At 74.0% G+C, this 24,374-nt stretch carries 17 protein-coding genes; 5 read left to right on the plus strand and 12 right to left on the minus strand.

The window, feature by feature from the left end; genetic code table 11:
- Positions 1-217 precede the first annotated feature (217 nt).
- From ACSURM_RS17625 to ACSURM_RS17640, 4 genes are all read left to right on the plus strand, one after another.
- Positions 218-5,332 carry an HD domain-containing protein gene (locus tag ACSURM_RS17625; RefSeq protein WP_436956167.1) on the plus strand — a complete coding sequence of 1,705 codons (5,115 nt, stop codon included), beginning with the start codon at positions 218-220 and terminating at the stop codon, positions 5,330-5,332.
- The gene (locus ACSURM_RS17630; RefSeq protein ID WP_436956169.1) at positions 5,329-5,688 is read left to right on the plus strand and encodes a hypothetical protein; all 360 of its coding nucleotides are present in this window, start codon (positions 5,329-5,331) and stop codon (positions 5,686-5,688) included. Before ACSURM_RS17625 ends, ACSURM_RS17630 begins: the two co-directional genes overlap by 4 nt.
- Entirely contained in the window at positions 5,685-6,290 is a 606-nt protein-coding gene (locus tag ACSURM_RS17635; protein WP_436956170.1) for a hypothetical protein, read from the plus strand. Before ACSURM_RS17630 ends, ACSURM_RS17635 begins: the two co-directional genes overlap by 4 nt.
- Before the next feature lie 249 nt (positions 6,291-6,539).
- Positions 6,540-7,454, plus strand: a complete 915-nt coding sequence (locus ACSURM_RS17640) for a diiron oxygenase (protein WP_436956172.1) — start codon at positions 6,540-6,542, stop codon at positions 7,452-7,454.
- Between the two features lie 48 nt (positions 7,455-7,502).
- On the opposite strand, the gene ACSURM_RS17645 is transcribed toward ACSURM_RS17640, so the two are convergent.
- Together ACSURM_RS17645 and ACSURM_RS17650 are read right to left on the minus strand one after the other, a co-directional pair.
- Positions 7,503-7,904, minus strand: a complete 402-nt coding sequence (locus tag ACSURM_RS17645; RefSeq protein WP_436956173.1) for a hypothetical protein — start codon at positions 7,902-7,904, stop codon at positions 7,503-7,505.
- A gap of 522 nt (positions 7,905-8,426) precedes the next feature.
- A complete protein-coding gene (locus tag ACSURM_RS17650; RefSeq protein ID WP_436956175.1) occupies positions 8,427-11,501 on the minus strand; it encodes a tetratricopeptide repeat protein in 3,075 nt (1,024 codons plus the stop codon).
- A gap of 220 nt (positions 11,502-11,721) precedes the next feature.
- Between ACSURM_RS17650 and ACSURM_RS17655 the strand changes: the two genes are divergently transcribed.
- Positions 11,722-14,187: a tetratricopeptide repeat protein gene (locus ACSURM_RS17655; RefSeq protein WP_436956176.1), complete on the plus strand. Its 2,466-nt coding sequence runs from the start codon at positions 11,722-11,724 to the stop codon at positions 14,185-14,187.
- A gap of 36 nt (positions 14,188-14,223) precedes the next feature.
- Here the strand turns inward: ACSURM_RS17655 and ACSURM_RS17660 are convergent, their stop codons facing one another.
- From ACSURM_RS17660 to ACSURM_RS17705, 10 genes are all read right to left on the minus strand, one after another.
- On the minus strand, positions 14,224-14,859 hold the full coding sequence (locus ACSURM_RS17660; RefSeq protein ID WP_436956177.1) for a hypothetical protein: 636 nt from the start codon (positions 14,857-14,859) through the stop codon (positions 14,224-14,226).
- On the minus strand, positions 14,856-16,100 hold the full coding sequence (locus ACSURM_RS17665) for a hypothetical protein (RefSeq protein ID WP_436956179.1): 1,245 nt from the start codon (positions 16,098-16,100) through the stop codon (positions 14,856-14,858). The genes ACSURM_RS17660 and ACSURM_RS17665 overlap by 4 nt, the downstream gene beginning before the upstream one ends.
- Before the next feature lie 121 nt (positions 16,101-16,221).
- Positions 16,222-16,995, minus strand: a complete 774-nt coding sequence (locus tag ACSURM_RS17670) for a zinc ribbon domain-containing protein (protein ID WP_436956180.1) — start codon at positions 16,993-16,995, stop codon at positions 16,222-16,224.
- Between the two features lie 949 nt (positions 16,996-17,944).
- Positions 17,945-18,520 carry a phage tail protein gene (locus tag ACSURM_RS17675; protein WP_436956181.1) on the minus strand — a complete coding sequence of 192 codons (576 nt, stop codon included), beginning with the start codon at positions 18,518-18,520 and terminating at the stop codon, positions 17,945-17,947.
- Entirely contained in the window at positions 18,517-20,478 is a 1,962-nt protein-coding gene (locus ACSURM_RS17680; RefSeq protein ID WP_436956183.1) for a putative baseplate assembly protein, read from the minus strand. Before ACSURM_RS17680 ends, ACSURM_RS17675 begins: the two co-directional genes overlap by 4 nt.
- Positions 20,478-20,900 carry a GPW/gp25 family protein gene (locus ACSURM_RS17685; RefSeq protein ID WP_189995194.1) on the minus strand — a complete coding sequence of 141 codons (423 nt, stop codon included), beginning with the start codon at positions 20,898-20,900 and terminating at the stop codon, positions 20,478-20,480. The genes ACSURM_RS17680 and ACSURM_RS17685 overlap by 1 nt, the downstream gene beginning before the upstream one ends.
- Positions 20,900-21,208, minus strand: coding sequence for a PAAR domain-containing protein (locus tag ACSURM_RS17690; protein ID WP_189995192.1), 309 nt, complete (start codon positions 21,206-21,208; stop codon positions 20,900-20,902). Before ACSURM_RS17690 ends, ACSURM_RS17685 begins: the two co-directional genes overlap by 1 nt.
- 44 nt (positions 21,209-21,252) lie before the next feature.
- Positions 21,253-23,076 carry a VgrG-related protein gene (locus ACSURM_RS17695; protein ID WP_436956185.1) on the minus strand — a complete coding sequence of 608 codons (1,824 nt, stop codon included), beginning with the start codon at positions 23,074-23,076 and terminating at the stop codon, positions 21,253-21,255.
- Positions 23,073-23,795, minus strand: a complete 723-nt coding sequence (locus ACSURM_RS17700; RefSeq protein WP_436956187.1) for a CIS tube protein — start codon at positions 23,793-23,795, stop codon at positions 23,073-23,075. Before ACSURM_RS17700 ends, ACSURM_RS17695 begins: the two co-directional genes overlap by 4 nt.
- Before the next feature lie 72 nt (positions 23,796-23,867).
- Positions 23,868-24,293 carry a phage tail protein gene (locus ACSURM_RS17705; protein WP_359041098.1) on the minus strand — a complete coding sequence of 142 codons (426 nt, stop codon included), beginning with the start codon at positions 24,291-24,293 and terminating at the stop codon, positions 23,868-23,870.
- Between the last annotated feature and the right edge of the window lie 81 nt (positions 24,294-24,374).

Below are 24,374 nucleotides of genomic sequence, written 5' to 3' on the forward strand. Positions count from 1 at the left end.
GGCCGAGGCAGGACGGGTGGAAGCACGTTCCCGGACATGCGTGGACGACAGAACACAGGACCCCCCGAACACCCGCGCTCCCGAACCGGGACACGGCTCATTGTTACCGCACTGGCTGGAATCAGCCAACGAGGAGAAATGGAAAGGAAAGTTAAACGAACCGTCCGGGCCCAGGCGGGTGTCACCATGGGCGGGACGGCCGAGTCCAGGGGGGCGAGTGGCAGACGAGGGACGCGTGGCCCTGCTCATCGGCGTGGGCGCGAACCCGGGGGCGGAACACCTTCTTCCGCCCCTGGCGGAGACGGTCGCCGCGGATCTGGAGGTCCTGGGCGCCGCCCTGCGCGGCAGCGGGTACGAGGTGCGGACCCTGCTGAACCCCACCCGGAACGAGATCACGGCGGGCATCTCCGGCTTCTCCGGCGGCGCGCCCCCGGACAGCACCGTGCTCCTCCACTTCACCGGTCACGGCGTCCGGATCGGCACGACCGACTACCTGGTCCCGGCCGACGCCCGGGCCCCCGCGAGCGACGACGCGGCCGGGTGGGAGCAGCCGCACGTGCGGGAGTCGCTCCTGGAAGCCGACATCAGCCGCTATCTGGCCGACTGCGCGGCCGGCACCGTGCTGTGGGTGATCGACGCCTGCCGCTGGGGCGTGGGCGACCAGGGCGCCGCGTTCGGCAGCAAAGTGGTCGCGGGTCCCCCGCACGGCGGCTTCGCCATGATGACGAGCTGCGGCCCGGGAGAGCCCAGCGGTTTCGCGGAGACGGGCAGCTTCTTCACCGCCTCGCTCGCCCGTGCCTTCGACCCGCTGACCGAGGCCACGACGGTGGAGCAGGTGTACCGGGCGACCGAACGCGCCACCCAGGCGCTCTCCTTACGGGCCCTGGGCCGTCCGCAGAAGGTCAGCGTCTTCTACGGCCACGACCTGGCGGAGCGGACCAGGTCCCTGGCGGTCGCCGAGGGCAGGCGGCTGCTCGAACCCTGGCAGGACGTCGTCCGCACGTCCGCGCTCTGGGAGCGGGTACCGGACGGCGACGCGGAAGCCGTGGCCCATCTCCAGGACTGTCTGTCCCGCCTCGCCGCCCAGGCCGCCCGGCACGTGCACCGCGCCCAGGAACGGCTGCCGGACCCCTGGGCCGACGACGAGTATCCGGTGCGGCTGCTGACCGAGCGCCTCCCCCAGCTCCTGCCCAAGGGCGCCGAGCTGTCCGCCCTGGAGGTCACCGCGCTGATCGCGGGCGTCCTGTTGCACGAGACGGCCTGGGCCGACCGGCTGAGCCAGGCCGCCGAAGCGCGTCCATGGCGGGTACGGCGCCGCCCTGACGCCGACGGTCAGCGGCGGCACTACGAGCAGATCACCGAGCAGCACCCGCAGATCAGCGAGAAGCTCACGGACCCGCACTCGTGGCTGACGGAATCCGGGGACGACCGGCACGCCGTCACGCTGTGGCTGGTCCACCGCTGGATCGGGGAGCGGTTCGTCACCGACGAGGAGGCCGTACCCGCCGTACTGGCCGACAACTTCGTGGCCCGGCTGCTGGACGTCGCCCCGCCCACGGCGGGCGAGCGGCTCGGCGGCCGGGCCGGAGCGCTGTCCACGGCGCTGCGCGCGGTCGCCGCGGGGATCACCGCCGGGGCCCCGCCGGACGACGAGCGGCTGCCGCCGGACCGCCACGTCGTGCGCAGGACACCGTGGCGCCTGCGGGTGCGCCCGCTCGCCGCGCTGCTCCGCCTCGCGGGCCTGATCGCCTTCGACACGCGGTGCCTGCCGGAGGTCCTCGCCGAACACCTCGCCGTCTCCGACGCGGTGGTGCCGGGCGAGGTGGTCACCGTGCTCCGGGACGCCTTCTGGGACCTCGACCAGGACGGGGACACCCCGCCCACGCTGCATCTGGACGCGGTCTGCCCGCACCCGGCGCTGCACGCCGCGCTCGCCTCGGTCGTCGAGGACGCCGACGACCTCGGCCATCTGCTGCGGGAGTCGGCCCGGCACCTCCCGCACGAGGAGTCCGCGTTGCTCCGGGCCCTGCCCGCGCGCTTCTCCGACCACCGGCTCCGCCCGGACCGCACCCGCGGCACGGACGCGTACGACGTGCCGCTCGCCCGGTTCTCCCTGGCGCAGACCGAGATCCGCCGGCTGCTGATGGGCGAGAAGCTGTACGACGGCCGGCCCGCGCTCGCGCTGCGGGAGCTGTACCAGAACGCCATGGACGCCTGCCGTTACCGGGAGACGCGGGTCAGGTACCTGCGCTCGCTCGGCAGGGAGCCGGCCGCGTGGGCGGGCCGGATCCGGATCGAGACCGGCGAGGACGGCCGCGGACGCTACGTCGAGTGCGTGGACAACGGCGTCGGCATGACCGTCGACCAGCTCAAGAACACCTTCACCCGGGCCGGCCGCCGCTTCGACCAGTCCCACGCCTTCCGCCGCGAGCAGGCCGCCTGGCTGCGGCACGACAGCTCGCTGCGGCTGTACCCCAACAGTCGTTTCGGCATCGGGGTGTTCAGCTACTTCATGCTCGCCGACGAGATGTCGATCGTGACCCGGCCGGTCGGCACGGACGGCCGCCCCGCCCGGACCGCCTGGCGCGTCGAGATCCCGGTCAGCGGCAGCCTCTTCCGGGTGCGGGAGGACGACGAGCAGGACGGGACGTTGCTGCCCGAGGGCGGCACCCGCGTACGCCTGTACCTGCGGCGCGCGAGCGCGCTGCCCGACGACTCCGCCGTGGCGGTGCTGCGCTCCCTGGTCCTGCTCGGCGAGTTCCGCCTTGAGGTGCGCGACCGGGACGGCACCGGGGAGACCTGGCAGCCGGGGCGCCTCAAGACGGGTGACGGGCCCGGCGAGTTCGCCACCCGGTTCGTGGTCGAGGCCGTGCCCGACACGTTGTGGTGGGTCTCGGGCAAGGGGGCGATCGTGAACGACGGCATCGCCACGGACCGGCGGCCCTTCGGGTACGTGCTCAATCTGTCGGGGCCGCACGCGGGCGAACTCAGCGTCAACCGCGGGAAGCTGGAGAAGTACGACGAGCTGTGGGCCGGGCAGCAGATCGAGCGGGGCGCCCGCGCGCTCGCCACGGGAGCCACCCTGAGCCTGAAGTGGCTGTGGGAGATGGAATCCCGTGAGCCCTCGATCGCCCGGGTGCTGTGGAAGGCCCTGCGCGGCCACGGCGTCCTCGTGTCGGACGACCACGGCCGGCGGATGAACCTCGACGAGGTCGGCTGGTTCAGGCTGGACAAGTCCCTCAAGGAGCACGGGGATCCCGAGGACGAGCGCCTTCGCCGGGCGGTCCGGCCCTGGCGGCAGGCCGCTCTCGGTCCCGAGTCCCGGAGCCGTAACCAGGCGGTTCCACTATCCCTGGCGGGCCACCCCGTTCCGCGGCCGGGTTGGTCGGACATCGCGGAAGAGGTCGGCGACGACTGGCGTGACGCGGTCCTGGCCGCCGCCAGACAGGACATGACGGTGGCGGAGGTGCTGCGCGTGACGCGTGGCCTGCGCGTCACGCATCCGCTGCTGGCCGGGCCGGCCGTGCTCACCGACGGCGACCTGGACTGGAAACCCGGCTACACCGACTGGTGCGTCATGCGGGGGCTCCTGGGCAGCGAGCCCGATCCGCTGGACGTGATCCGCACCGACGACTGGGGGCACTCCGCGCCGCGCAGGCGACGGGTCACCGACGAGCTGTACTACCGGCACGCCCCGGACGATCTCTCCGGCCTCGTCCGCGCCTCCGCCCGCTTCGGCACCCCCCTCGGGGAGCTGGCCGAGGCATGCGCCCGGTACGCGCCCTTCCTGAGCGGGCCGCTGGGGGCGGTCCCGGACCACCACCGCGACCACGTCTGCTCGGAGGCCGAGCTGAAGCTCCTCTACCTGAAGGAGGACACGCACCGGGCGCAACCCGCGATCCACCCCTGGGACGTACCGGTGGTGGCCGTCGCGACCGGCCTCGGCACGGCCGAGGTGACGCGCCGGATGGCCGGGTTCGCCTGGCTGGGCCGCCCCGCGCCCGATCCGGTCCTGGCCGCCCGGTGGGACGCCGTGTCACCGGAGGTGTTCCCCCTCCTGCGTCACTACCTCGGCCACGACGGCGCGGGCCGCCCCGTGCTGCCCTGGGCCGCCACGGTGGAACTGGCCGCGGAGCACGAACTCACCCTGTGGGAGGCCGAACGCGTCCTGGCCCGCGAGACGGAGGGCCTCGGGGTGGTCCACCGCCGTCGCTACACCAGGCGCTCGCCCGGCCGGGACGTGGCCCCCTCCCCCGACACGGGCGAGCTCGCACGGTGGCTGCACGACGCGGGCATCCGGCTGGAGGACGGCGTCTCGCTGCGGGACCTGGCGTTGGTCCGCCCCCACGAGCTGTCGTGGGAGGAACTGTCCTGGTGCGCGGACGAGTTGCGGAGCGCCGGGGTGCGGCTGCCCGACGCGGGAAGCCTGCTGCGCGCCTGGGACGACCTGCCGACGCCCAGCAGGTACGCGTTCTCCGGGGAGGACCCCAGCTGGGTGGGCGCCGACTATCCCGTACCGGCGACCTCGGCCGTGCTGTTCACCGGCAGCCAGCGGCTCCGGCAGAGGCTGTCGGTGCTGTGGGACACCGCGCACCGGGAGGCCCGGAACCTCGGGCTGGGCACCGGACTGGTCGCCCCGCGCCCGCCCGGGGAGCTGGAGGAGTACGCCCCGACCTGGGACGAGACGGCGGTGCTGATCGACACGGGCCCGGACGAGGACCCGGACTACGAGTGGCGCGAGACGCCTCGCTGGGCGCCGCTCACCGCGCGGAGACTCGTGGACTACGCCCGCAGGCGCAGCCTCGGCGCGCGGGCGGCGTACCGGGCGCTGGCTCCGCTGCGGGCCGTCGGCGCGCTCGTGCCGGAGCTGTCCGAGGAGGCGTTGGCCGCCCTGCCGGACGACGTGCCCACCGCCCACGACGCGGTCGCCGTCGACCCGGCGTACCGGGTCTCCCCGCCCGGGACCCCGCTGCTGCCGCTCGACCTGGTCGGCATCGCCGCCCGGCTCGGCGAGTCCGTACGGCACACCTGGCAGCGGCGCGTCACCCCCTACCTCGCCCTGGAGGAGGTGCCGCCGTCGATCACCGGCGTCCCCGACCTCGTACCCGGCTGGCAGGACCTGGCGGTCCTCTCCGCACACCTCGACGGCCGGCTCCCGCAGGTGACCGGCCCGGTCGGGCGGGACCGGATCGAGCGGTGCGCCCGGGCCGTGGACGAGACGCCGGAGTGGGTGCGCGGGCGCCTGGAGGTGTACGCGGAGATGTTCGGGCTCCAGGTCGAGCCCGCCGACGTCCCGGGAGAGCGGGACGGGGAACGGGAGGAGACAGCGTGACGCGGGCCGGTCAGCACGAGCACGGCGTGCCGTACGCCGAGGTGGACGCCGGTGTCGTCGACGCCGCCCTGTTCACCCAGGAACCCGCCCCGGACGGACGCGGGATGATCGTCTCGGGGAGGTGCCCGCGCTGTCACGGCACCACCCGGACGCTGTTCCCGTGGGCCCGGCCGGGCACCGGGTCGAAGGGCGGACTGGGACGGCTCCTCGGCAGGGGTACGACGAGCAGGGCGCAGGACGGGCCGGAGCCGCTGCTCGCGGAAGTGCACCTGTGCGAGTGCGGCCACGCCCACCCCCAGTGCCCCCCGGACACGCTGTACGTCGGATGCGGCGCGAGCTGGCGGATACGGCGATGAGCACGCGTTCCGACCGTCGCTGGGCCGAACTCGCCCGCGAGCTGGAGTTCACCCGGCTTCCGGAGCTGCGCCGGCAGGCGGAGGGGTGGCGCACCGGTCTCACGGGCCTGACGGCCCTGTTCGCGGTTCTTGTACTGCTGAAGGGGCGGGACAACCTCGCCGACCTGTCCGCGGCGGCCCGCGCGACCGCCACCGGGCTGCTGTTCACCGCCTTCGTGCTGCTGGCCGTGGGGTCGCTGCTGGCCGTACGGGCGGCGCACGGGACCGTGGAGCGCGAGATCCTCCTGGGCGGGCAGGCGTTGCGCCGCTGGACCGAGCGGGAGGTGGCACGCGTGACCCGGGCCCTGGTCCGGGCCCGCCTGTGCTGCGTCCTGGGAGTGGTCCTGGTCGTCGCCGCGCTCTTCGTCGCCTGGGTGACGACACCCGGTCCCGCCGGTCAGCCGGTGATCGTGAAGACGGGCACCGACGTGCTGTGCGGCGAACTGATCCGCGCCGACCGGCATCACGTGGAGCTCCGCTCCGGCACGGACGGCGAGGTCTCGGTGCCCTGGTCGGCCATAGCGAGCCTGGAACCCGGCGAGGTCTGCGGCAAGGAACCGTAGCCCGGGCCCGCGCGGTTCCCGCCGGAGGCGTCGGCACCATCCGGCGGCCCGGCGAGGGGCGCTCCGGTCCTCCCTCCCCCCGCACCCACCCCGCGAGCCGCTCCCCGTCACGCCTGACGCACCCCTGGAACGGCGAAAAGGCGCTGTTCCACGGCCTCCGGAGCGCGAGTTAGCGTGAAGCGCGGGCAAACCGGGCTGGTCTGACAAGCACTCGGCGGGGCTGCCCCGCGAGGGCACTCAGGAGGCGCTGTGCGAGCTCTGGTGTATCCGGGCGTGGCCGCCGCGACGGGAGACGCCGTGACCGACGACCGTCACCTCCGGGAGCTGCTCGCCCGGCTGTCCGCCAAGGCGGGCGGCGACCACTGCGACCCGTACACCGCCTTCGCGTGGCCGCCCGCGCTGCCCGGTGACGAGTACTGGTTCTCGCCGGAACTGCTGTCCGTGCACGGTACGGAGTACGCCGACGAGCTGAGCGACGAGCAGCTGTGCGTCCTCAGCCGCTGGGAGAGCGTCAACTTCCACAGCCTCCACGTCCACGGCATCCGTGAACTGCTCACCGAGGTGATGCGGCGCGTCCACACGCCCGGCTTCGAGCTGCCGTCCGAGTTCCTCCGCCACTTCGTCGGCGAGGAGAACCGGCACATGTGGTCTTTCGCCACCTTCTGCCTGAGGTACGGCGGCCGGATCTACCCGGACACGAGGCCCCGGCCGCCCTCCGCCGGCCAGGACCCGGCGCTGGAGGACTTCCTCGTCCTCGCCCGGATCGTGCTCTTCGAGCGGATCGTCGGCCACTACAACGTACGGCTCGCGGCGGACACCCGCCTGCACCCGGCGATCCGGCGGCTCAACCGGATCCACCACCAGGACGAGAGCCGGCACCTCGCGTTCGGGGTGCGGCTGCTCCGGCTGCTGTGGGAGCGGCTGGCGGAGTCCGGGCTGGACGAGGAGGGGCGCCGGGCCGTCGGCCGCCGGCTGTCGGAGTACCTGCGGGAGACCATGGCGTCCTTCTACAGCCCGGCCGCCTACCGCGACGCGGGCCTCGCCGACGGGCCCGGCCTGCGCAAACGGCTCCTGGACCACCCGGCACGGCAGGCCGCGCACGCCCAGGTGCTGCGCAGCACGGCCGACTTCCTGCACCGGACCGGCGTGCCGGTGACCGTGTGACACCCGCGCCGGTCACGATCGACAACGCCTCGGTGCGGGCCGGGCGGGTCAGCGGGCGCCGCCCTGCCCGGGGTCGTTGAACGTGATCCCGGAGAAGTCACGCCCTTGCAGAACCGGTCCGTTCTGCGTCCCGCCGCTGATCGTGTTGCTGGTGTCCCCCTGGCCGGTTTCCAGCGTCCGCGCCTGCTCGTGCCACCGCGTCAGGCCGGCCAGAAACAGGGGGTCGCGTTCGGCACGGAGTGCGAGGACGTCGCTCAGCGCCCGTGCTCGCGCGACGTCGTGGGGCGCCTCGGCCAGAGAGGCCAGTTCGACCTCTCCGGTCACCGGCTCCTCCGCCGCCGCGGGCCTCCTGCGCACCAGGCCGCTCAACGCCGCCCACAGCTGCCGCCCGGCCTCACCGGCCGCCCCGGTCGCCACCGTCACCAGGAGATCCGCCGAGATCGCGTCCATGAGCGCGCTCCTTGTCCCCGACGAAGCGGAACCGATCGGAGCGCCATGGTCTCAGAACCTCGCGCCCACCGGGGAGAAGGCGAACCGGCCTCTCCCCGGAATGGGAGGGCCGGTCAGCCACACAAGGGGCCGGTGTCCGGTACGGACCGCGTGGCTGCGGTCAGGCCCGGGCCAGGGAAATTGACTCTGTCATATGCCAGGCCCTGACGGGTAGGCACCATTCGCCATCACAAAGTAAGCGATACATGTGAACGTGATGACGAGCATGAACTTCACTCTGCCGTCGAACCTTTCACGACCTGGAGAAGGGAGGAAACGCGGAAGAACGCAGGCGCACGGGAACGCCGCCATGGAGATGGTGGGTCGGCGCCGCAGCGAGGCAATCGTATCCCGCCGCATCACGTGCATCCGCACAGCCGCCGGAGAAGTCTTCCGAAGTCCGGTGCACAAAGCCTGCCGCGCGGCGGCCACCCGGTTTGTCCGGCAGTGGCGACTCAATACCGAATACGGGCGCTCTCGCCCCTACTGCACAGACTCGTTCAGCGTCCCGCGCAGCTCCGCCAGAGCCCGCGCGGCGCGGGCCTCCTCGACCGGGGCACCGATGCCGCGGCTCACGGAAAGGCTCTCCTCCAGATGTGCCACGGCCTGGGCCGTGCGCCCGGTGTCACGCTCCGCCAAAGCCAAGTCGTAGAGCACTTCGGCCTCTTCACCTGCTGCGTGGATGCGGCGGATCACCGCCAGGGCGGCGATGTGCCGGGGCAGGGCCTCCTCGCCGCGGCCGGCCGCGCGGTGGGCCCTGCCGATGCGGTTGAGGGCGATGGCCTCGCCACGACGGTCGCCAACGGCTCGCAGCACCGGCAGGACTCGGCCGTACAGGGCGAGGGCCTCCTCGGTCTTCCCGAGGGTGTCCAGGACACTCGCCAAATTCATCTCCAGAGTGGCCCGGTCCCTTTTGTTACCCATTCCCTCCGCCACACTCATCGCCTCGCGATAAGCACTCTCGGCAGCCTCCGGGTCTCCCATCCTCTGGCACAATTCCGCGATGTTGTTCAGCGTGCTGTACCTTCCCCGCCCGTCGCCTATTTCCGTGAAATCAGCCAGCGCCGAGGTGAAGCATTCCAATGCCTCACGGTTTTCCGCGAGGTGGAGGTGGGTGATTCCCAGCAAATTCCTGCTCCGGGCGATCCTCCGCTTGCTGTCCGTTCGCAGCAGGAAATGCAGTGACTCCTTCTGGAGTTTCTGCGCCTCGGCGTACTGTCCCTTCTGCCACAGAAGGATCGACAGCTGATGGACGCACTCGCTCTGCAACTCCCATTCGCCGAGGGCGCGCGCGGTCTCCAGGGCCTCGGTCGCGGCCGCGATGGCCTCGGCGTAGCGGGAGCTGTGGGTGTGCACGGCGCCGAGGTCGAGCAGGGCGCGGGCCTTGGCCGCGCTGTCACCTGCGGCTTCCCAGTGGGCGACGGCCCGCCGCAGCAGCGGTTCGGCCGTCAGGACATGCCCCTCCATATCCAGGAAACCGGCCAACACATGTACGGCAATGGCGAGTTGACGCTCAGTTCCGTGATGCGCGAGCCAGTCCAGCGTGTCGAGCAGGTTGGCACCCTCGGCGATCATCCATTGCTCGGCCGCCTGGGCGTCGGCGAGTTCCGGACTCGACACAACTGACGTCTCTGTAAAGTCGGCGATCCGTAACCGGAACGGATAAGCCAGTCGGTCGGCCCGGTCCGCGGTGGTGACGTAGTGATCGACCAGGGCGCGCACGGCCCGCCGGCAGTCGTCCTCGGACTCCAGGTCACCGGCTTCCATCAGCGACCGGGCGTAATCGCGCAGGAGATCGTGAATCGTGAATCGGTACGGAGATTTTTCGGAAACCAGGTGGTGCGCCAGAAGTTCTTCCAGTGCCCGCCCGGCCACCGGCACGGACAGGCCGGTGAGCGCCGCCACCGCGTGCGGCGTGAATTCCGTGCCGACATGCAGCCCGATGCGCCGGAAGACCAGTTGCTGCTCCGCGCTCAGCGCACGGTAGGACAGGTCGAAGACGGGCACCAACGCCCGCTCCCCGTCGTGCAGTTGGGCCAGGTGCGCGCCGCCGGTACGCAGCTGCCGCAGCAGGTCGGACGTGCCCCACGAGGGCCGGGCGAGCAGCCGGCTCGCGGCGATCTCGATGGCCAGGGGCAGGTGACCGCACATCCGCACGATCTCGGCGATGTCCGACTCGTCCACGCCGGACCGCACCCCCAGCCGCCTCGTGAACAGCGCGATCGCGTCCTCGCGCGGGAGCACGTCGAGGGAGACCGGCCGTACCCCGGGAAGCCCGGGGAGCCGGCGGCGGCTGGTCACGATGACGGCCGCCGGGGAGGCCCCCGGGAGCAGCGGGCGGACCTGCTCGGACCCGGCGGCGTCGTCCAGGATCACCAGCATCCGGCGGTCCCGCGCCGTCGCTCGCCAGAGGGCGACCAACTCGTCTGTTTCGTGGGGCAGTTCCTTGGCGTCCAGGCCGGTCAGCCGCAGCAGTTCGGTGAGCGCCCGGGCCGGCGTGGTGGCCGTGCGGTCGGGGTGGGTGCCGCCCAGGTGGAGGAAGATCCGCCCGTCGGGGAAGCGGTCCCGTAATCGGTGCCCCAGATGGACGGCCAGCGCCGTCTTGCCGACGCCGCCCAGCCCGTCGATCGCCTCCACCGTGACGACCACGCCCGGGCTGCCCTGGCCCTCGCAGAGCGCGGAGGTGAGCCGGCGCAGCTCCTCGCGCCGGCCGACCCACGGGACGTCCCGGGGCAGGTTGTCCGGGACCCGGTGGGCCGGCCGCGCGGGTTTCTTCTCGTCGCCGCCGGTGCGCCTGAGCAGGGCCGCCGCCGGGGTGCCGGACAGGATGCCCTGGTGGACGCGGTGCAGGCCACGTCCGGCGTCGAGGCCGATGTCGCGCACGACGCGCTGCCGCGTCCGCTGGAGCAGCCTGGTGGCCTCGGCGGTGCGGTCGCAGCCGTACAAGGCGATGGCCAGCCGCTCGGCCAGTGCCTCGTCCACCGGGTGCTCCTCGGCCAGGGGCAGCAGCACGGGGACGGCATCGGCGAACTTGCCCTCGCCGAGCAGGATCTCGGTCCGGGTCATCGCGGCCGCGAGGCTGGTCTCGCCGACGGCGGTACGCAGGTGCTCCGCCCAGGAACCGGGGATCCCGGCCAGCGGTTCGCCGCGCCACAGCCCGTCCGCCCGGTCCAGCAGGCGCAGGGCGGCCTCCCGGTCGTCGCTGTCCCTGAGGGCGCGCGCCTGGTGGACACAGCTCTGGTAGCAGCGCAGGTCCACCCGGTCCGGGTCGACCTGCAGCACGTAGGAGTTGGTGCGGCTGGTGATCGGGGGCGCGTCGCCGCCGGCGATCCGCAGGGAGGCGCGGATCCGTGAGACGTGCGCGTGCAGCGCCTCCCGGGCCTTGCCGGGCGGATGGTCGTCCCACACCCGGTGGATCAGGGTGTCCACGCTCACGGTGCGGCCCGCGTCCCACGCCAGGGCGGCCAGGGTGAGCCGGGTCTTGGTCGAGCGGAGGTCACCGCGCCGGCCGGCCGCTCGTACCTCGACCGCTCCTGAGAGCCGAATCTCGAACACCACCAGCGTCCTCCCGCCGGTAGGGCCTGCCCGGGTCTTCGAGAGTGTCATGGACCCGCTCCCACAGGCCATGACCGGTACCGACGAACCCAAAATTGACCGATAAATAATCTCTTTCGCTCCCACCGTTCCCGGACTTCCGCTCCCACCCTTCCCGCGGTTTCGTTCCCATCCCTCCCGGAGCGGGGAGTGATTCCTCCAGGAGTCGAAAGGAGTCACTCACGTGGGAGCATCTCCTTCGGACACGCGGCGGGAGCTGCTGGCGGCCCTGGCCGCCTGCGGTACCGACCTGGAAACCCCCGCCTGGCGCGAGCTGGCCCGGGTCGTGGACACCGCGGCGCGCGCGGACGCGACGCTGGCCCGGCTCTGGCCCCCGGACACCGCGGGCCCGTACCGGCCGGAGACACCGCCCTGGCGGGAACTCGCGCGGGAGCTGACGGACGCCGCCCAGCGGGACACGGCGACGCGGGACGCGCTCGCCGCGTGGTTACGGCGGCACGCCCCGTCCCCGCCGCCCGCGCCACCCGGCCCGGTGCCGGGCACGACCGCCAACGCCATCGGCGGGAACGCGGTGCTCCACGGCCCCAGCGTGCAGGCCCGTGACATCCACGGCGGCATCCACTTCCACCCGCCCGCCGAAGCGTCCCGCTCCCGGCCCCCGGTCCCCCGCCAGCTCCCGCCGGTGACGGCACGGTTCATGGACCGGGAGGCGGACCGCAGAGCCCTGGACGCGCTGCGCGCCCAGCACCCGGCGCACGCGGCCCAGGTGGTGGTGGTCAGCGGGCTCGCGGGCGTCGGGAAGACCACGTTCGTCTGCCACTGGCTGCACGAGCACGCCGACAGCTTCCCCGACGGCCAGCTGTACGCCGACCTGGCCGGACAGGCCGCCGACGGGGAGAGCGGCCCGGCCTCGCCCACCACCGTCCTGGAGGCCTTCCTGATCGCGCTCGGCGTGACCTCGCCCCCGGCGGGCATCGCGCAACGCAGCGCGCTGTGGCGTTCGCTGACCTCGGGGCTGCGGCTGGCCGTGCTGCTGGACAACGCCTTCACCGCCGCCCAGGTACGTCCGCTGCTGTCCGGCTCGCCGACCGGGATCACCTTGGTGACCAGCAGGAACAATCTGACGGGGCTGCGGGTCGACGGGGCGTCCCTGCACCGGATGGAGGGGCTGCCGGACGCGTCGGCCGTAGAGTTGCTGGCCGTCGGCGGCGGGGCGCGGGTGGCCCGGGAGCCGGACGCCGCGCAGGAAGTGGTCCGGCTGTGCGGCGGCCTGCCGCTGACCGTCGGCCTGGCCTCCGCTCAGCTCGCCATCCGCCCGCACCATTCCGTGTCCGACCTGGCCGACCGCCTCTCCCGCGGGCAGGGGGCGGTCGATCTGCTGCGTATCGACGGGGAGGCCGTGATGCGTACGGCGCTGGACATGGCGTATGACGTGCTGCCGGAGCCGAGCGCCCGGCTCTACCGCCGGATGGGACTGCTGCCCGCGGACCGCCACGACCTCCGGATGCTGTCCGCCATCGCGGCCGACGGCGAGCCGCCGCAGGACGCGGAACACGTCACCGACATCGCCGTCCACACCCTCGTGGAGGCGAACCTGCTGGAGGAGACGGGACCGGGCACCTACCGGTTCCACGACCTCGTCCAGCCGCACGCCCGCCGGCTGGGCGAGGAACGCGAGGATCCCGCCCTGCGCGAGGAGGTACTGCGCCGGTTCGTCGGCTGGTGTCTGTCCACCGCGGCGTCGGCGGAGCGCGTCCTCACCCCGAGCCACCGGCTGGCGGACCACGACCTGGCCGACGTCCTGCCCGGCGAATCGGTTCCGCCCACCCCGCTCGACGGTCCCGACGAGGCGCTGGCCTGGCTGGACACGCACCGCAACGGGCTGATGGGCGCTGTCCGGCACTGCGCGCGGGCCGGCTGGCACACCCACTGCTGGCGGCTGACGGACCTCATCTGGCCCCTCTTCGTACGGCTGCGCCCCACGGAGATGTGGATCGAGGCACACCGCCTCGGTCTCGAAGCGGCCCGCCGGAGCGGATCCCGGCCCGGGGAGGGCCGCATGCTCACCTCCGGCGCGATCGGCCTGCGCAACGCCGGACGGTACGCGGAGGCGGCCGACTGGTACCGGCAGGCGCTGGAGATGGCCACCGCGGACGCGGACGTACGGCAGCAGGCCCAGGCCCTCAGCGGACTCGGACACATCGCCCTGCTGGCCGACCGGCTCGACGAGGCGCGCGGTCACTTCGAGGAGGCGCTGCGGCTGCGGGAGTCGATCGGCTACCGGCGCGGGGCGGCGCTCACCCGGCGGCGCCTCGGCGAGACCGCACTGGCCGCGGGCGACCCGGACGCGGCCGCCGCCCACCTGCGGCGGGCGCGAGCGGAGCTGGACGCGCTGGAAGAGACCTACGAGGCCACCCGGGTGCTGGCCCTCCTCGGGCACGTCCTGGTCCGGGCCGGGGACCCGGAGGAGGGCACCCGGCTGTTACGGGAGGCGCTGCCCCGCTTCCGCGCGGGCAGCGCCCGGTCGGAGCACTGGGAGGCGCGCTGCCTGGAATGGCTGGGGCTGGCCGCCGAGTCGCGGGACGACCCGGCGGAAGCGGACGGCCATTACCGGGCGGCCCGCGACCTCCTGCGCCGGCTGAGCCCGGCCGACGCCGACCGCCTGGACGACCGGCTGCGGCGGCGGTGATCCCCGCCGCGGCCGGTCCGTCCGGACGGCCCCGCGTCAGCCGGGGCACCCCGGCACGACGGCGCGCAGCGCGCTCGGCGCACCCCCGGCGGTGACCCAGGCGTGCACCACCGAGGCGACCGCCTGGGGCGAGGCCGGGGCCCGGGGGCCGCCCCGCTCCAGCCCGGCACACCACGGGTCACCCGCCGCCCGCCGCACACCGACCACGCACCCCGCGCCGAAGCCGGGCACGACGGCGGCGAGACACCCCGGGTGCTCCGCGAGCAGCACCCGCACCCGCCACCGGGCCTCGGCGACCGCCCTGGGCACCCGGCCGACCAGCACGTCGGCCTGTTCCCTCAGCTCCGCCGGCCCCTCCGCGTCCGCCCACAGATGCGTGTCGCACGGCAGCCGGCCGGGCGGGTGGAGACACGGGGAGGGGTGCCCGTACGCGCGCCCCCGCTCCGTGACCGGCAGCGCGTCGCAGCGGACGAGGGCCGGTCCGTGCGCCGCCCGCGTGCGCCAGACGACGAGGGCCGGACCGCCCCGGAAGCCGGCCTCCCGGGGCAGGGCGCCGGGGTGCGGCGGACGGAAGCAGACGGTGGCCCACGCGGCCCCCGGCTCCGCGCCCCGGGCGGGCGCGGGTCGGGCGGGCGGCGCGTGCCCCCGGGAGGTCGGCGACCGGCGGATCACCGCTCCGCTCCCCGTCCGGCGGGAATCTCCCACTGCCGCAGCGAAGGCGGCGGCGGGGGCGGGGTGACGAGCGGCGGAAGGGCGGGTTCGCCGAGGCCCAGCAGGCGGTAGACGACCGCGCGCATCCGCCGGTGGAACTCACCCGGCGCCGACGACAGCGAGGCGGTCACCTCGTCGTACTGCCCCGGGCGGCGCAACCGGGCCGCGTACTCCAGTTGTTCGGCCAGCGGATAGCCCGGGGCGAGCACGGGCGCGACGGCCGTGAGCAGCGCCGTCGGGGAGGAGGCGGACACCTCCCGCCGGGGGCCGGGCGTGAGCAGCAGCGTGGCCCGGGTGAGCGCGCCGTACACGGTCAGCGAGCCGTGGTCGCCGATGATCCAGTCGGCCGCGATCAGCGGGGCCTGCCAGTCGGCCTCCGGGGGCACCAGCGCGACGCCCCGGTCACGGCAGCCGGCCAGCCACCCGCGCACCTGCCACGTCCCGTGGCCCGCGAACACGTTCGGGTGGACCAGCAGCGCGATGCGGTAGCCGTCGTCCGGCAGCCGGCCGAGCAGCTGCGGGAGCAGGGCGTCGAGCCGCCCGAACGTCGAGGTGGGCCCCCAGGTGGAGGTGACGACCACGAGACGCTGTCCGCTCTCGATCCCCAGTGCGCGCCGGTAGTCCTCGCGCAGCGGCAGGCCCGCCGTGATCCGGTCGACGCACGGGTCGCCCACCACGTGCGCGGCCGGAAGCGCCTCCGGGCACGACCGCGCCAGTTCCGCCACGTCCCGTTCATGGGCGTAGGCGATCGCCGCCGGTACCAGGCGGCCTTCGTGCAGCAGGTGCTGCCTGCTCAGCATCCCCGGCGCCCGGTGCTCCCCCGGGGCGAGCCCGCTGACGTCGGTGAGCGGTTTGATGTGTCCCGCCCCGTGCGAGACGCGCAGGACCGGAGCGCGCAGTTCGTGCACTCCGCGGGACCCGGCGGCCAGCGCCAGGTCGAATTCCGTCCGTAGGGCCTCCTCCCAGGGCACCGTGGAGATGCCCAGCTCGTGCAGGTACTGCGTGGTCCCGCTGCCGAAGGCGTGCGGGGCTGCGGTGAAGACCAGCTGGACGCGCAGGTCGGACTCCAGCAGACCGAAGACTTCCTGGAGGCGCTGGGCGAACGTCACGGTGTGGACGACCACCAATACCCTCTTGCAGTCTCGTACGGTCAGCCAGTGTCCCTGCTCGATCAGTGCTGGTTTCGTGGTGCTGACGGACATGCGATCCCCCATCGCTCGTCGCCGCGTTCAGCGGTCGACAGGGGATTTCCCGGCCCGGAGGGCACTTTCCTTGCAGGCTCCTTGCAACTCCCTTGCGGGGGCTCCGGGCAGGGTTTCCGGGTCAGCTCCGGGCGAAGAACTCCACCTCCGCGAGGGCCAGGTGGCGGCCCGGGGACAGGCCGGCCGGGGAGTCGAGCACCAGGCGCACCGTGGTGACATGGCTGAACGCGGTGTGGATCGTCTGGGGGCCCGGCTTGTCGGCGAGGGTGATCCGCTTGCGGTGCACCTCGCCGTCCCGCGTGGTGACCTCCATGTCCATCCGGAGCGCGCGCGCCTCGTCGGCGTAAGCCTCGGGGGACTTGGACGCGCCGTTGGTGATGATCACGTCGATCAGCCGGAACGGCTCGCCGAAGGTGTAGGTCACCGACGCGCCCGGCGCCGGCGCGCCCCAGTAGTGGTTGCTCACCTCGTCCGTGGTGTTCCGGGCCGGGTGCCCGGGCACCTCGGCGCTCGCCTTGATGCCCACCGGGGTCACGGCCTTGGGCTTGCCCAGCTTGTCCCGGGTGTCCTCGAACAGGGCACGTCCGGCCGGCAGCAGGAAGAGACCGGCCGCGCACAGAGCCACCAGCAGTCCCAGGATCACCAGCAGCCGCACGCCGCGGCCCGAGCCGGCCCGCACCCGGCGGCGCAGCGGCCACACCGTCCGCCACCACGGCAGCGGCTCCGGCTTCGCCGCCGGGTTCAGCTCGGCCGCGCAGCGGCGGCAGAAACGGCGGCCCGGCGGGTTGGGCGTGCCGCAGGACGGGCACGGCCTGCCCGCCACTTCCTCCGGCGCCTCCACGGGCCGTACGACGGGGCGCGGGGCCACCGGCTTCGCCGGGCGCACGGGAGCCACGGCCTCCGGCGCCGGCCCCTCCGGGGCGCGTGCGGCCGGGGGGCGCGGGCCCGGCGTGTCCGGGGCCGACGGGACGCGGGGGGCGATGGGGGGCGGTGCTGCCGCCGGGGGCTTGGCGGGAGCGGGGGAGGTGGTGCGCTCGGGGCGGCGGGGACCGTCGGCGGACGCGGGTGCCGGGCGGGCGGCGGGGGGTTCGGCAGGCGCGGCTGCCGAGCGTCGGGGAGCGGACGGGGGTTCGGCAGGCGTGGCCGACGAACCCCGGGTGCCGCTCGGGGAGTCGGTGGGCCCGGCCGACGAACCTCGGGTGGCAGACGGGGATTCGGCGGATGAGGCGGTCGAACCCCGCGTGCCCGACCGGGAATCGTCAGGCGCCGCCGTCGAACGGCGCGCGTCGGCGGACGGTGCCGTGCCCGTCGTCCCGGACCCGGACGGCTCCGTACGGGGCTCGGGGGCCGACTCGGCCGACGACGTGCTCGCGGGCTCGGCCCGGCCGGGGGCCGCGGCGGGAGACTCGTTCCCGGAACGGGTGCTCCCGGCCGGTTTCGGCTCCGCCGGCCCCGCCTCGCCCTGCCTCGGCTCCGCCGCCCTTTCCTGCTCCGGCCTCGGCTCCTCCTGCTTCCGCTCCTCCTGCCTCGGCTCCTCCGGCTTCGTCTCGCCGCGGGTCCGGCCCGTCAGGCGGGAGCGCAGCGACGAGGCGCGGGGCTGCGGTGCGGGCCGCTCCGGGTCCTCCGCCGGGGCGGGGTCCGGAGCGGGAGCGGGAGCCGGGTCGGGTACGGGGTCCGGCTTCGGGGGTGTGTGCGGGGCCGGTTCGGGTTCCGGGGCGGTGGGCCGCGCGGGCGTGCTCGTCGCCGGGCCGGAGTCCGACCAGCCCAGGTACGTGCCGCAGTTGCCGCAGAAGTCGTCCGTGGGGCCGTTCGACGCCCCGCACGAGGGACACGCGCGCACGGCGTCACCTCCCTTCGTCGGTGGGCGGGCCGGACAGGATCTCCACCCGGCAGTCGGTGTGCACCGGGCACATCACCCGGACGATCTCGCGGACCCGGGCCGGGTCCACCCCGGGCCCGTCGGCGGCCCCTTCCGCCGGCCACACCCGCACCACGGGCCCCGCCCCGGACTCCGGCGGCAGGTCCGCGCCCGGCGTCGCCGACCAGGTCGCCCCGCCGGCCCCGGTCACCTCCGCGCGCACGCCCAGGGCGAGCCGCAGCGCCTCGGTCAGACCCCGGGCGGTGCCGCGCCAGCGGTGCAGTTCCACGGCGCGGGTGACGGCCTCCCGGCGCTGTTCCTCCGGCCACTGGGGGTCGTCGGTGGCGCCCACCCAGGACCCCAGCCAGGTCAGGAAGTCGGCCGGGGCCACCCGGGGGTCGAGATAGGCGGGGAGAGTGTCCAGGGTCAGGAAGACGGGGGCCAGGACGGTGTCCAGGCCGGCGGTGAAGCGCTGGGCGAAGTCGTCGTCGGCGTACAGGGCCGGCAGCTGTTCGCCGATCGGGTGACGGCTCGGCAGGCCGGGGACGGCGGCGCGGCTCATCGTCCGCCCTCCGGGTCCACGGCCGTGACGACCACCTGGTGCTGGTACGAGAAGACCAGCGCGCCCTGGGCCAGGTCGATGCGGTCCGTCGGGGCGCCGCGCCGGCCGGTGATCGGGTCGGCGGGGAAGAGCCGGATCTCCTCCACCAGCGCGTTGCCGACGGCGCGTTGCAGCACGCCGAACAGCTCGCCGTACTGCACCGGCCGCCCGAACGGCCAGCCGGTCCCGTCGAGGCCGCCGTGCAGCGGGTTCAGGTGCCGGTACAGCGCGGCGAGCGCCGCGTCGCGCACCCGGTCGGTGTCGCCCGGGGCCGCCGCGAGCCGGGTCACCACGGTGACGCCCTGGTAGACCGGCGGCTCCACCACCAGGCGGGTACCGATCAGGCGCCGCTCGTCCAGGGACTCGGTGATGGCCCGGAGCACCTGGTCGGAGGGGATCAGCTGCTCGAACCGGAGCCGGTCGTCGCCCTCGTCGGCGACCGCGTCCGGCACCACCAGGACCCGTACCGCGCCCGCGCCCTCGGCGGCGGGCAGACAGCGCACCCGGCGCACCGAGGGCGCGGCCTGGCGGCTGATGATCTCGTAGTCCTCGGCGGTCACCGCGCGCTCCTGCATGCGCAGCGCCTGCGGCGCGCGCAGCTTGGCGTTCTCCACGGTCTCCCCGGCGACCCCGCCGCGCGCCGCCTCCCGGTTGGTGATCCGGGCGACGTACGGCACGGAGCTGCGCAGCACGGAGATCGCGCCGCGGGCGACGTTGCCGGCCGGGCCGCCGCCGGTGCGGTAGCGGGCCACCCGGATCTGCGCCCCCTTGGGCGGCACGGCGCCGCACGGGCGCAGCGTGCCGTCCGGCTCGCGCAGCGCGGGCGGGAAGCCGAACTCGCCGGTGGTGGCGTCGACCCGGACGTGCCGGTCGTCGGGCCCGGAGCGGCCGAAGTGCTCGACGACCTCCCAGCGCTGCCAGCCCTCGGCGGTGGACACCTCCACGACCGGGGGTTCGCGGTCGAGCAGGACCGGCGGGCGGCCGAGCCGGAACGTCTGCCCGGGCACCCCCTCCGAGGTGCCGAGCGGCACGTCGGTGACCGTCTCGGCGTGCTCCACGGTCATGGTGCCGCCCACGGTGAACACCGCGGCCTCGCGCACGGTCGGCGACTCCGAGTAGAACGGCTGGCCCGGCTCCGGCTCGGTGACCCGGCAGCGCAGCCAGCCGGCCCGGGTGCCGCCGATCACCGAGGCGGTGTGCCCGGCCGGGACGTACACGATGACCTCGCCGGGCCGGTTGAGCCCGCCGGTGGTGTCCGCGCCGGTCTCGCACACCCGCCAGCCGCCGCCGTCCCACGCCTCCCACACCAGCGGGGGCTGGCGCGGGTCCACGCCGACGCCCTCCACCCGGCTGTCCAGGCGTACGGCGACGATGCACCGGGGCACCGCCGTCGGCAGGCCGAACAGCAGGGCGTCGCCCGGCTCGGGCGCGGCCTGGAAGCAGGGGATGTCGCGGCCCTCGGAGAGCGTCCCGGTGCGGTCGGTCTGCTCGCCGGTGCGGTGCGCGGTCACCAGGCGGGTCAGCTCGCTGGGCAGGATGTCCAGGTGGTCGGTGGTGGTGAACACCACGGACTCGTCGCTCTCGCCGCGCGCGGTGGTCACCTCCGTGCCGGTGGGCAGCTCGACCGTGTCGGGCTGCGGTGCCGACAGCCAGAAGTCGACCTCGGCGACGGCGGCGGCCGGCGGGAACAGCCGGATGCCGAGCAGGTCGAGGAAGGCGGTGTAGTTCTTGTCCGGGACCCGGTTCAGCCGGTACAGCAGCTGGTCCACCAGGTAGGCGAACGTCTCGATCAGGGTGACGCCCGGGTCGGAGACGTTGTGGTCGGTCCACTCCGGCGCGCGCTGCTGCACGTACCGCTTGGCCTCGTCGACGAGTTGCTGGAACCGCCGGTCGTCCAGGTTCGGGGAGGGCAGTGCCATCAGTCCGTGCCCCTGTCCTCGGCCCCCTCCTCGGAGGGGATGGTGTAGAAGGGAAAGACCAGGTTGCGCCGGTCGTTGGTGGAGCGCACGGTGTAGTGCACGTCGATGTAGAGGGTGCCGTCCTCGACGGCGTCGAAGGCGACGACCACGTCGTCCACCGAGATGCGCGGCTCCCAGCGTTCCAGGGCCTCGCGCACCTGCTGCGCGATGCGTCCGGCGGTGGCGCCGTCGCCGGGGGCGAAGACGTAGTCGTGGATGCCGCAGCCGAACTCGGGGCGCATGGGGCGCTCGCCGGGCGCGGTGCCGAGCACCAGGCGGATCGCCTCCTCGATCTCCCGCTCCCGGTCGACCAGGGCGATGCCGCCGGTCGGGCCGACCCGCAGCGGGAACGCCCAGCCGCGGCCGATGAACCGCTCGCTCATCACAGGCCCCCGATCAGGACGTTGGGGGCGCCGGTCAGGATCGTGGCGCCGCACGAGGTCTTGTCGCGCGCCCGCGCGGCCGGCAGCCCGCCGATCAGGACGGTGGCCGCGACCGGGTTGGGCATGATCACGTTGGCGGGGCCCATGACCGCGTGCGGCGGCATCGCGCAGGTGTGCTGGCTGCCGACGACGGCGGCGGGCCGGCCGCCGATCAGCACGCGGGCCACGGTCGCGGCGGCGCCGGGCGGCGGGGTGGTGATCACCCCGCCGTGACTGCTGGGGTCACCGGTACGGGCTGCGGCCGGCATGCGTTGCTCCTCGGGAGTTTCGGTTGACTGCTGGTGGTGGCGGGTCAGTTGATGCGGATGAGCTTGGCCTTCAGGACGCCGAGCAGGCCGCCGTCGACGGTGACGTCCGAGCTGCCGGTGACGCTCACCGACCGGCCGCCGACCTTCACCCCGACCCGGCCCTGGATGTCCACGTTCCGGCCCGACACGCTCACATCGCCCCGGCCCGCGTCCAGGGTGATGCCCTTGCCGTCGAGCACGACGGAGGTGAGGGGCTGCCGGCCCCGGGCGTACACCGTCAGCTCGATCCGGTCGCGCCGGTCGTCCAGGAACACTTCGAGGCGCTCGTCGGCGGTCCGCAGGCGCAGCCCGGACGGGCCCGGGGCCCTGGCGTCCAGCAGCTCCACCCGGTGCCCGGAGCGGGAGACGAGGGAGCGCCGGTTGACCCTGCCGGTGGTGCCGTCGATCAGCGGGACGTCGTGCGGCGAGGGCTTGTCGACGCCGTTGTACAGCCCGCCGATGACGTACGGGCTGTCCAGCAGGCCCTGTTCGAAGCCGACCAGCACCTCGTCGTTGACCTCGGGGCTCACCACACCTCCGCCGCCCTTGCCGCCCCACTGCACGGTGCGCACCCAGTCGGTGGTGTAGGTGTCGTCCAGCCAGGGGAAGCGCAGCTTCACCGCGCCGCTCTCGGCGCCGCCCGGCTCGCGGACGTCCGTGACCACGCCGATCGCCAGCCCCGGCATGCGCGGGCCGCGGCTCGGCGCGTTGGCGCCGGTCACCAGCCCGGTCAGGGAGCGGTCGGGGCTGGCGCTCACCCACACCGTGGTCCGGTACCCGCCGTGCGGCTCCAGGACGTGCTGCACGGCCGTCGCGGTGTACTTGCCGGAGAACGCCGGGCCGACGTTGCCGAGCGCGACCGGCTTGCCCGCCCGCAGCCGCGGGTTGCCCTCCGCGACCGCCTCCAGGTCCCCGAACCCGGCGCTCACCTGCGCGGCCACGGCGTCGGCGACGGCGGTGGTCTCCGCCTGGGTGCGGTACGGGGTGTCGGTGACGGTCAGCTTGGACTGCCTGCCGAACCGGGCGGCGAACGCCGGGCTCAGTCCCGGCACCACCGTGTCGCTCTCCACCGACGGCTGCCGGGCCACCAGCGGGCGTTTGGTGGTGACGTCCCAGCCGCGCACCTCCACCTGCGCGGCGCCGTCCGCCGCCGACAGCGAGGCCCGCAGCGCCAGCAGGTTCCGCCCGTACTCCAGCACCATCGGGTTCCGGGTGGCCGGCGTCGACGGCGCGGGCGCCCCGGACGCCTTCTTCGGCTGGGTGAACTGGAGCACGCCCTTGTCGTCCACGCGCACCTGCGCCCCGCTCTCGGCCGCGAGGTACTGCAGGAAGTCCCAGTCGGACACGTTCGCCTGGGACAGCTGCTTGTACGTGACCGGCGCGGCCTCCACGGTGCCGCAGGCCAGCCCGGCCCCGGCGGCCACCTTGCGGACGATCGCGGCCGCCGTCATGTTCCGGTACGCCACCACCTTCCGGCCGCGCTGGAGCCGGTGCGCCTTGGAGTAGGCGCGCACCACCGTGAACGAGCCGGTACGGTCCCGGTCCACCTCCAGGGCGGTCACCTCGCCGTCGAACAGCCGCTCGCGGGCCTGCCCGTTCACCGTCACCACCGACACCCTGAGCGGGGTGCCGATGGTGATGCCGACCGCCCGCAGGAACTCGTGGTCGGGGTCGCGGAAGGTGAGCTGTGCCGCGTCCGGCAGGCCCACGTTCTCGTCCACCACGCAGCTCACCAGCTGGGCGGCCCAGACCGGCGGCAGTTCGCCGGGCGTCTCGATGACGGGGTCCGCCGCGAACGACCGGCCACCCCGCGCCTCCGCTGCGCTCACCGCTCCTCCTCACCACCGGCGTCCCGCAGCCCCGGCACCACCAGTTCGGTGCCGGGCACGAGCGCCATCGGGTCGTCGATTCCGTTCGCCTCCGCGATGACCCGCCAGGCCGTCGCGTCGCCGTACTCCCGCCAGGCGAGCATCGCCAGGCTGTCGCCCGCCACCACCGTGTGCGTGCTGCGGGCGGTGCGCGCGCCGGAGGTCGGGTTCTGGCCCGCCGGGTCGACGCTCGCCTCCTCGATCGACAGCGCGCAGGTGGCCCGCAGCGGCTTGCCGTCCACGTCGAAGAGGGTGTACGTCACCGAGAGACTGGAGAGCACCCCGTCGAACGAGGTGGTCCGCGCGGTGCCCCACTCGAACCGCACCCAGGGGCTGGCCGGCTTCTTCCGGCCCAGGCTGGCCGGGGTCGGCACACACCCCTTCATCAGCTTCTCCACCGCCTGCTCCACGGAGTTGTCGTGGGTGGCGGTGGCGTCCAGGAACACCTCCAGGCTCAGCTCGCGCGGGCCGCTGCCGACGAACTCGGGCAGCGCCGACTGCCCCGCCATCCGGGACGGGGTGCGCCGCCACTCGGTGGTCTTGCGCAGCTCCAGGGTGGAGGGGTTGAACTGGAGGTTCAGCCGCGCGATCGTGCCGCCGGGCTTGGCGCCGACCGAGGCGGGCGGCTCCATCAGGGTCAGCTGGGCCCTGGCCCGGCTGGAACGGAACGCTGGTGACATGCCGGGACTTCCTTTCTCACGGGCACGGGCGGGTACGGCTCATCGGGCGGGCGGGCGGGTCAAGGCAGAAAGTCAGGACGGGCGCAGCCCCTCGTGGGCGATCTCCAGGGTCTCCACGGCCGCCTCGGAGCTGTTGGGGTCGAAGGACGGTCCCTGCCAGCGCACCGGGACGATCCCGAACACCTGCCAGCTGATGATCGGGGTGCGGTCCGGCCGCAGCGCCACGATCTCGCCGTCCTTGCGCTCCACCCGCTTCAGCGTCTCGTCCAGCCAGCGGCCGATCTTCACCGTGTCGGCGGTGACCGGCCGGGTGAGCGTGATGTTCGACCAGGTCACCCGGCCGGGCAACTGCCAGGTGAAGCCGTTGTTGCCGCCCTCGGCATAGCTCTCGATCTCCACCTCTGCGCCCATGCCGGAGCAGGTGTGGAAGGCGCCCAGGTCGTTGCCGCCGATCGCGAGCCGGAAGAACACGCTCGTCGCGAAGATGTTGTCCGTCATTCGTCCGTCATCCGTTCCGTGGCCTCGGGCGGGCCTTCTTTCGTTGGCGTGGCGTCGTTCATCGGGTCGCCTCATCCATGT

Origin of the sequence: Streptomyces sp. SudanB182_2057, from assembly GCF_964272715.1 — a bacterium.
Taxonomy (GTDB): Bacteria; Actinomycetota; Actinomycetes; order Streptomycetales; family Streptomycetaceae; genus Streptomyces; species Streptomyces rubradiris.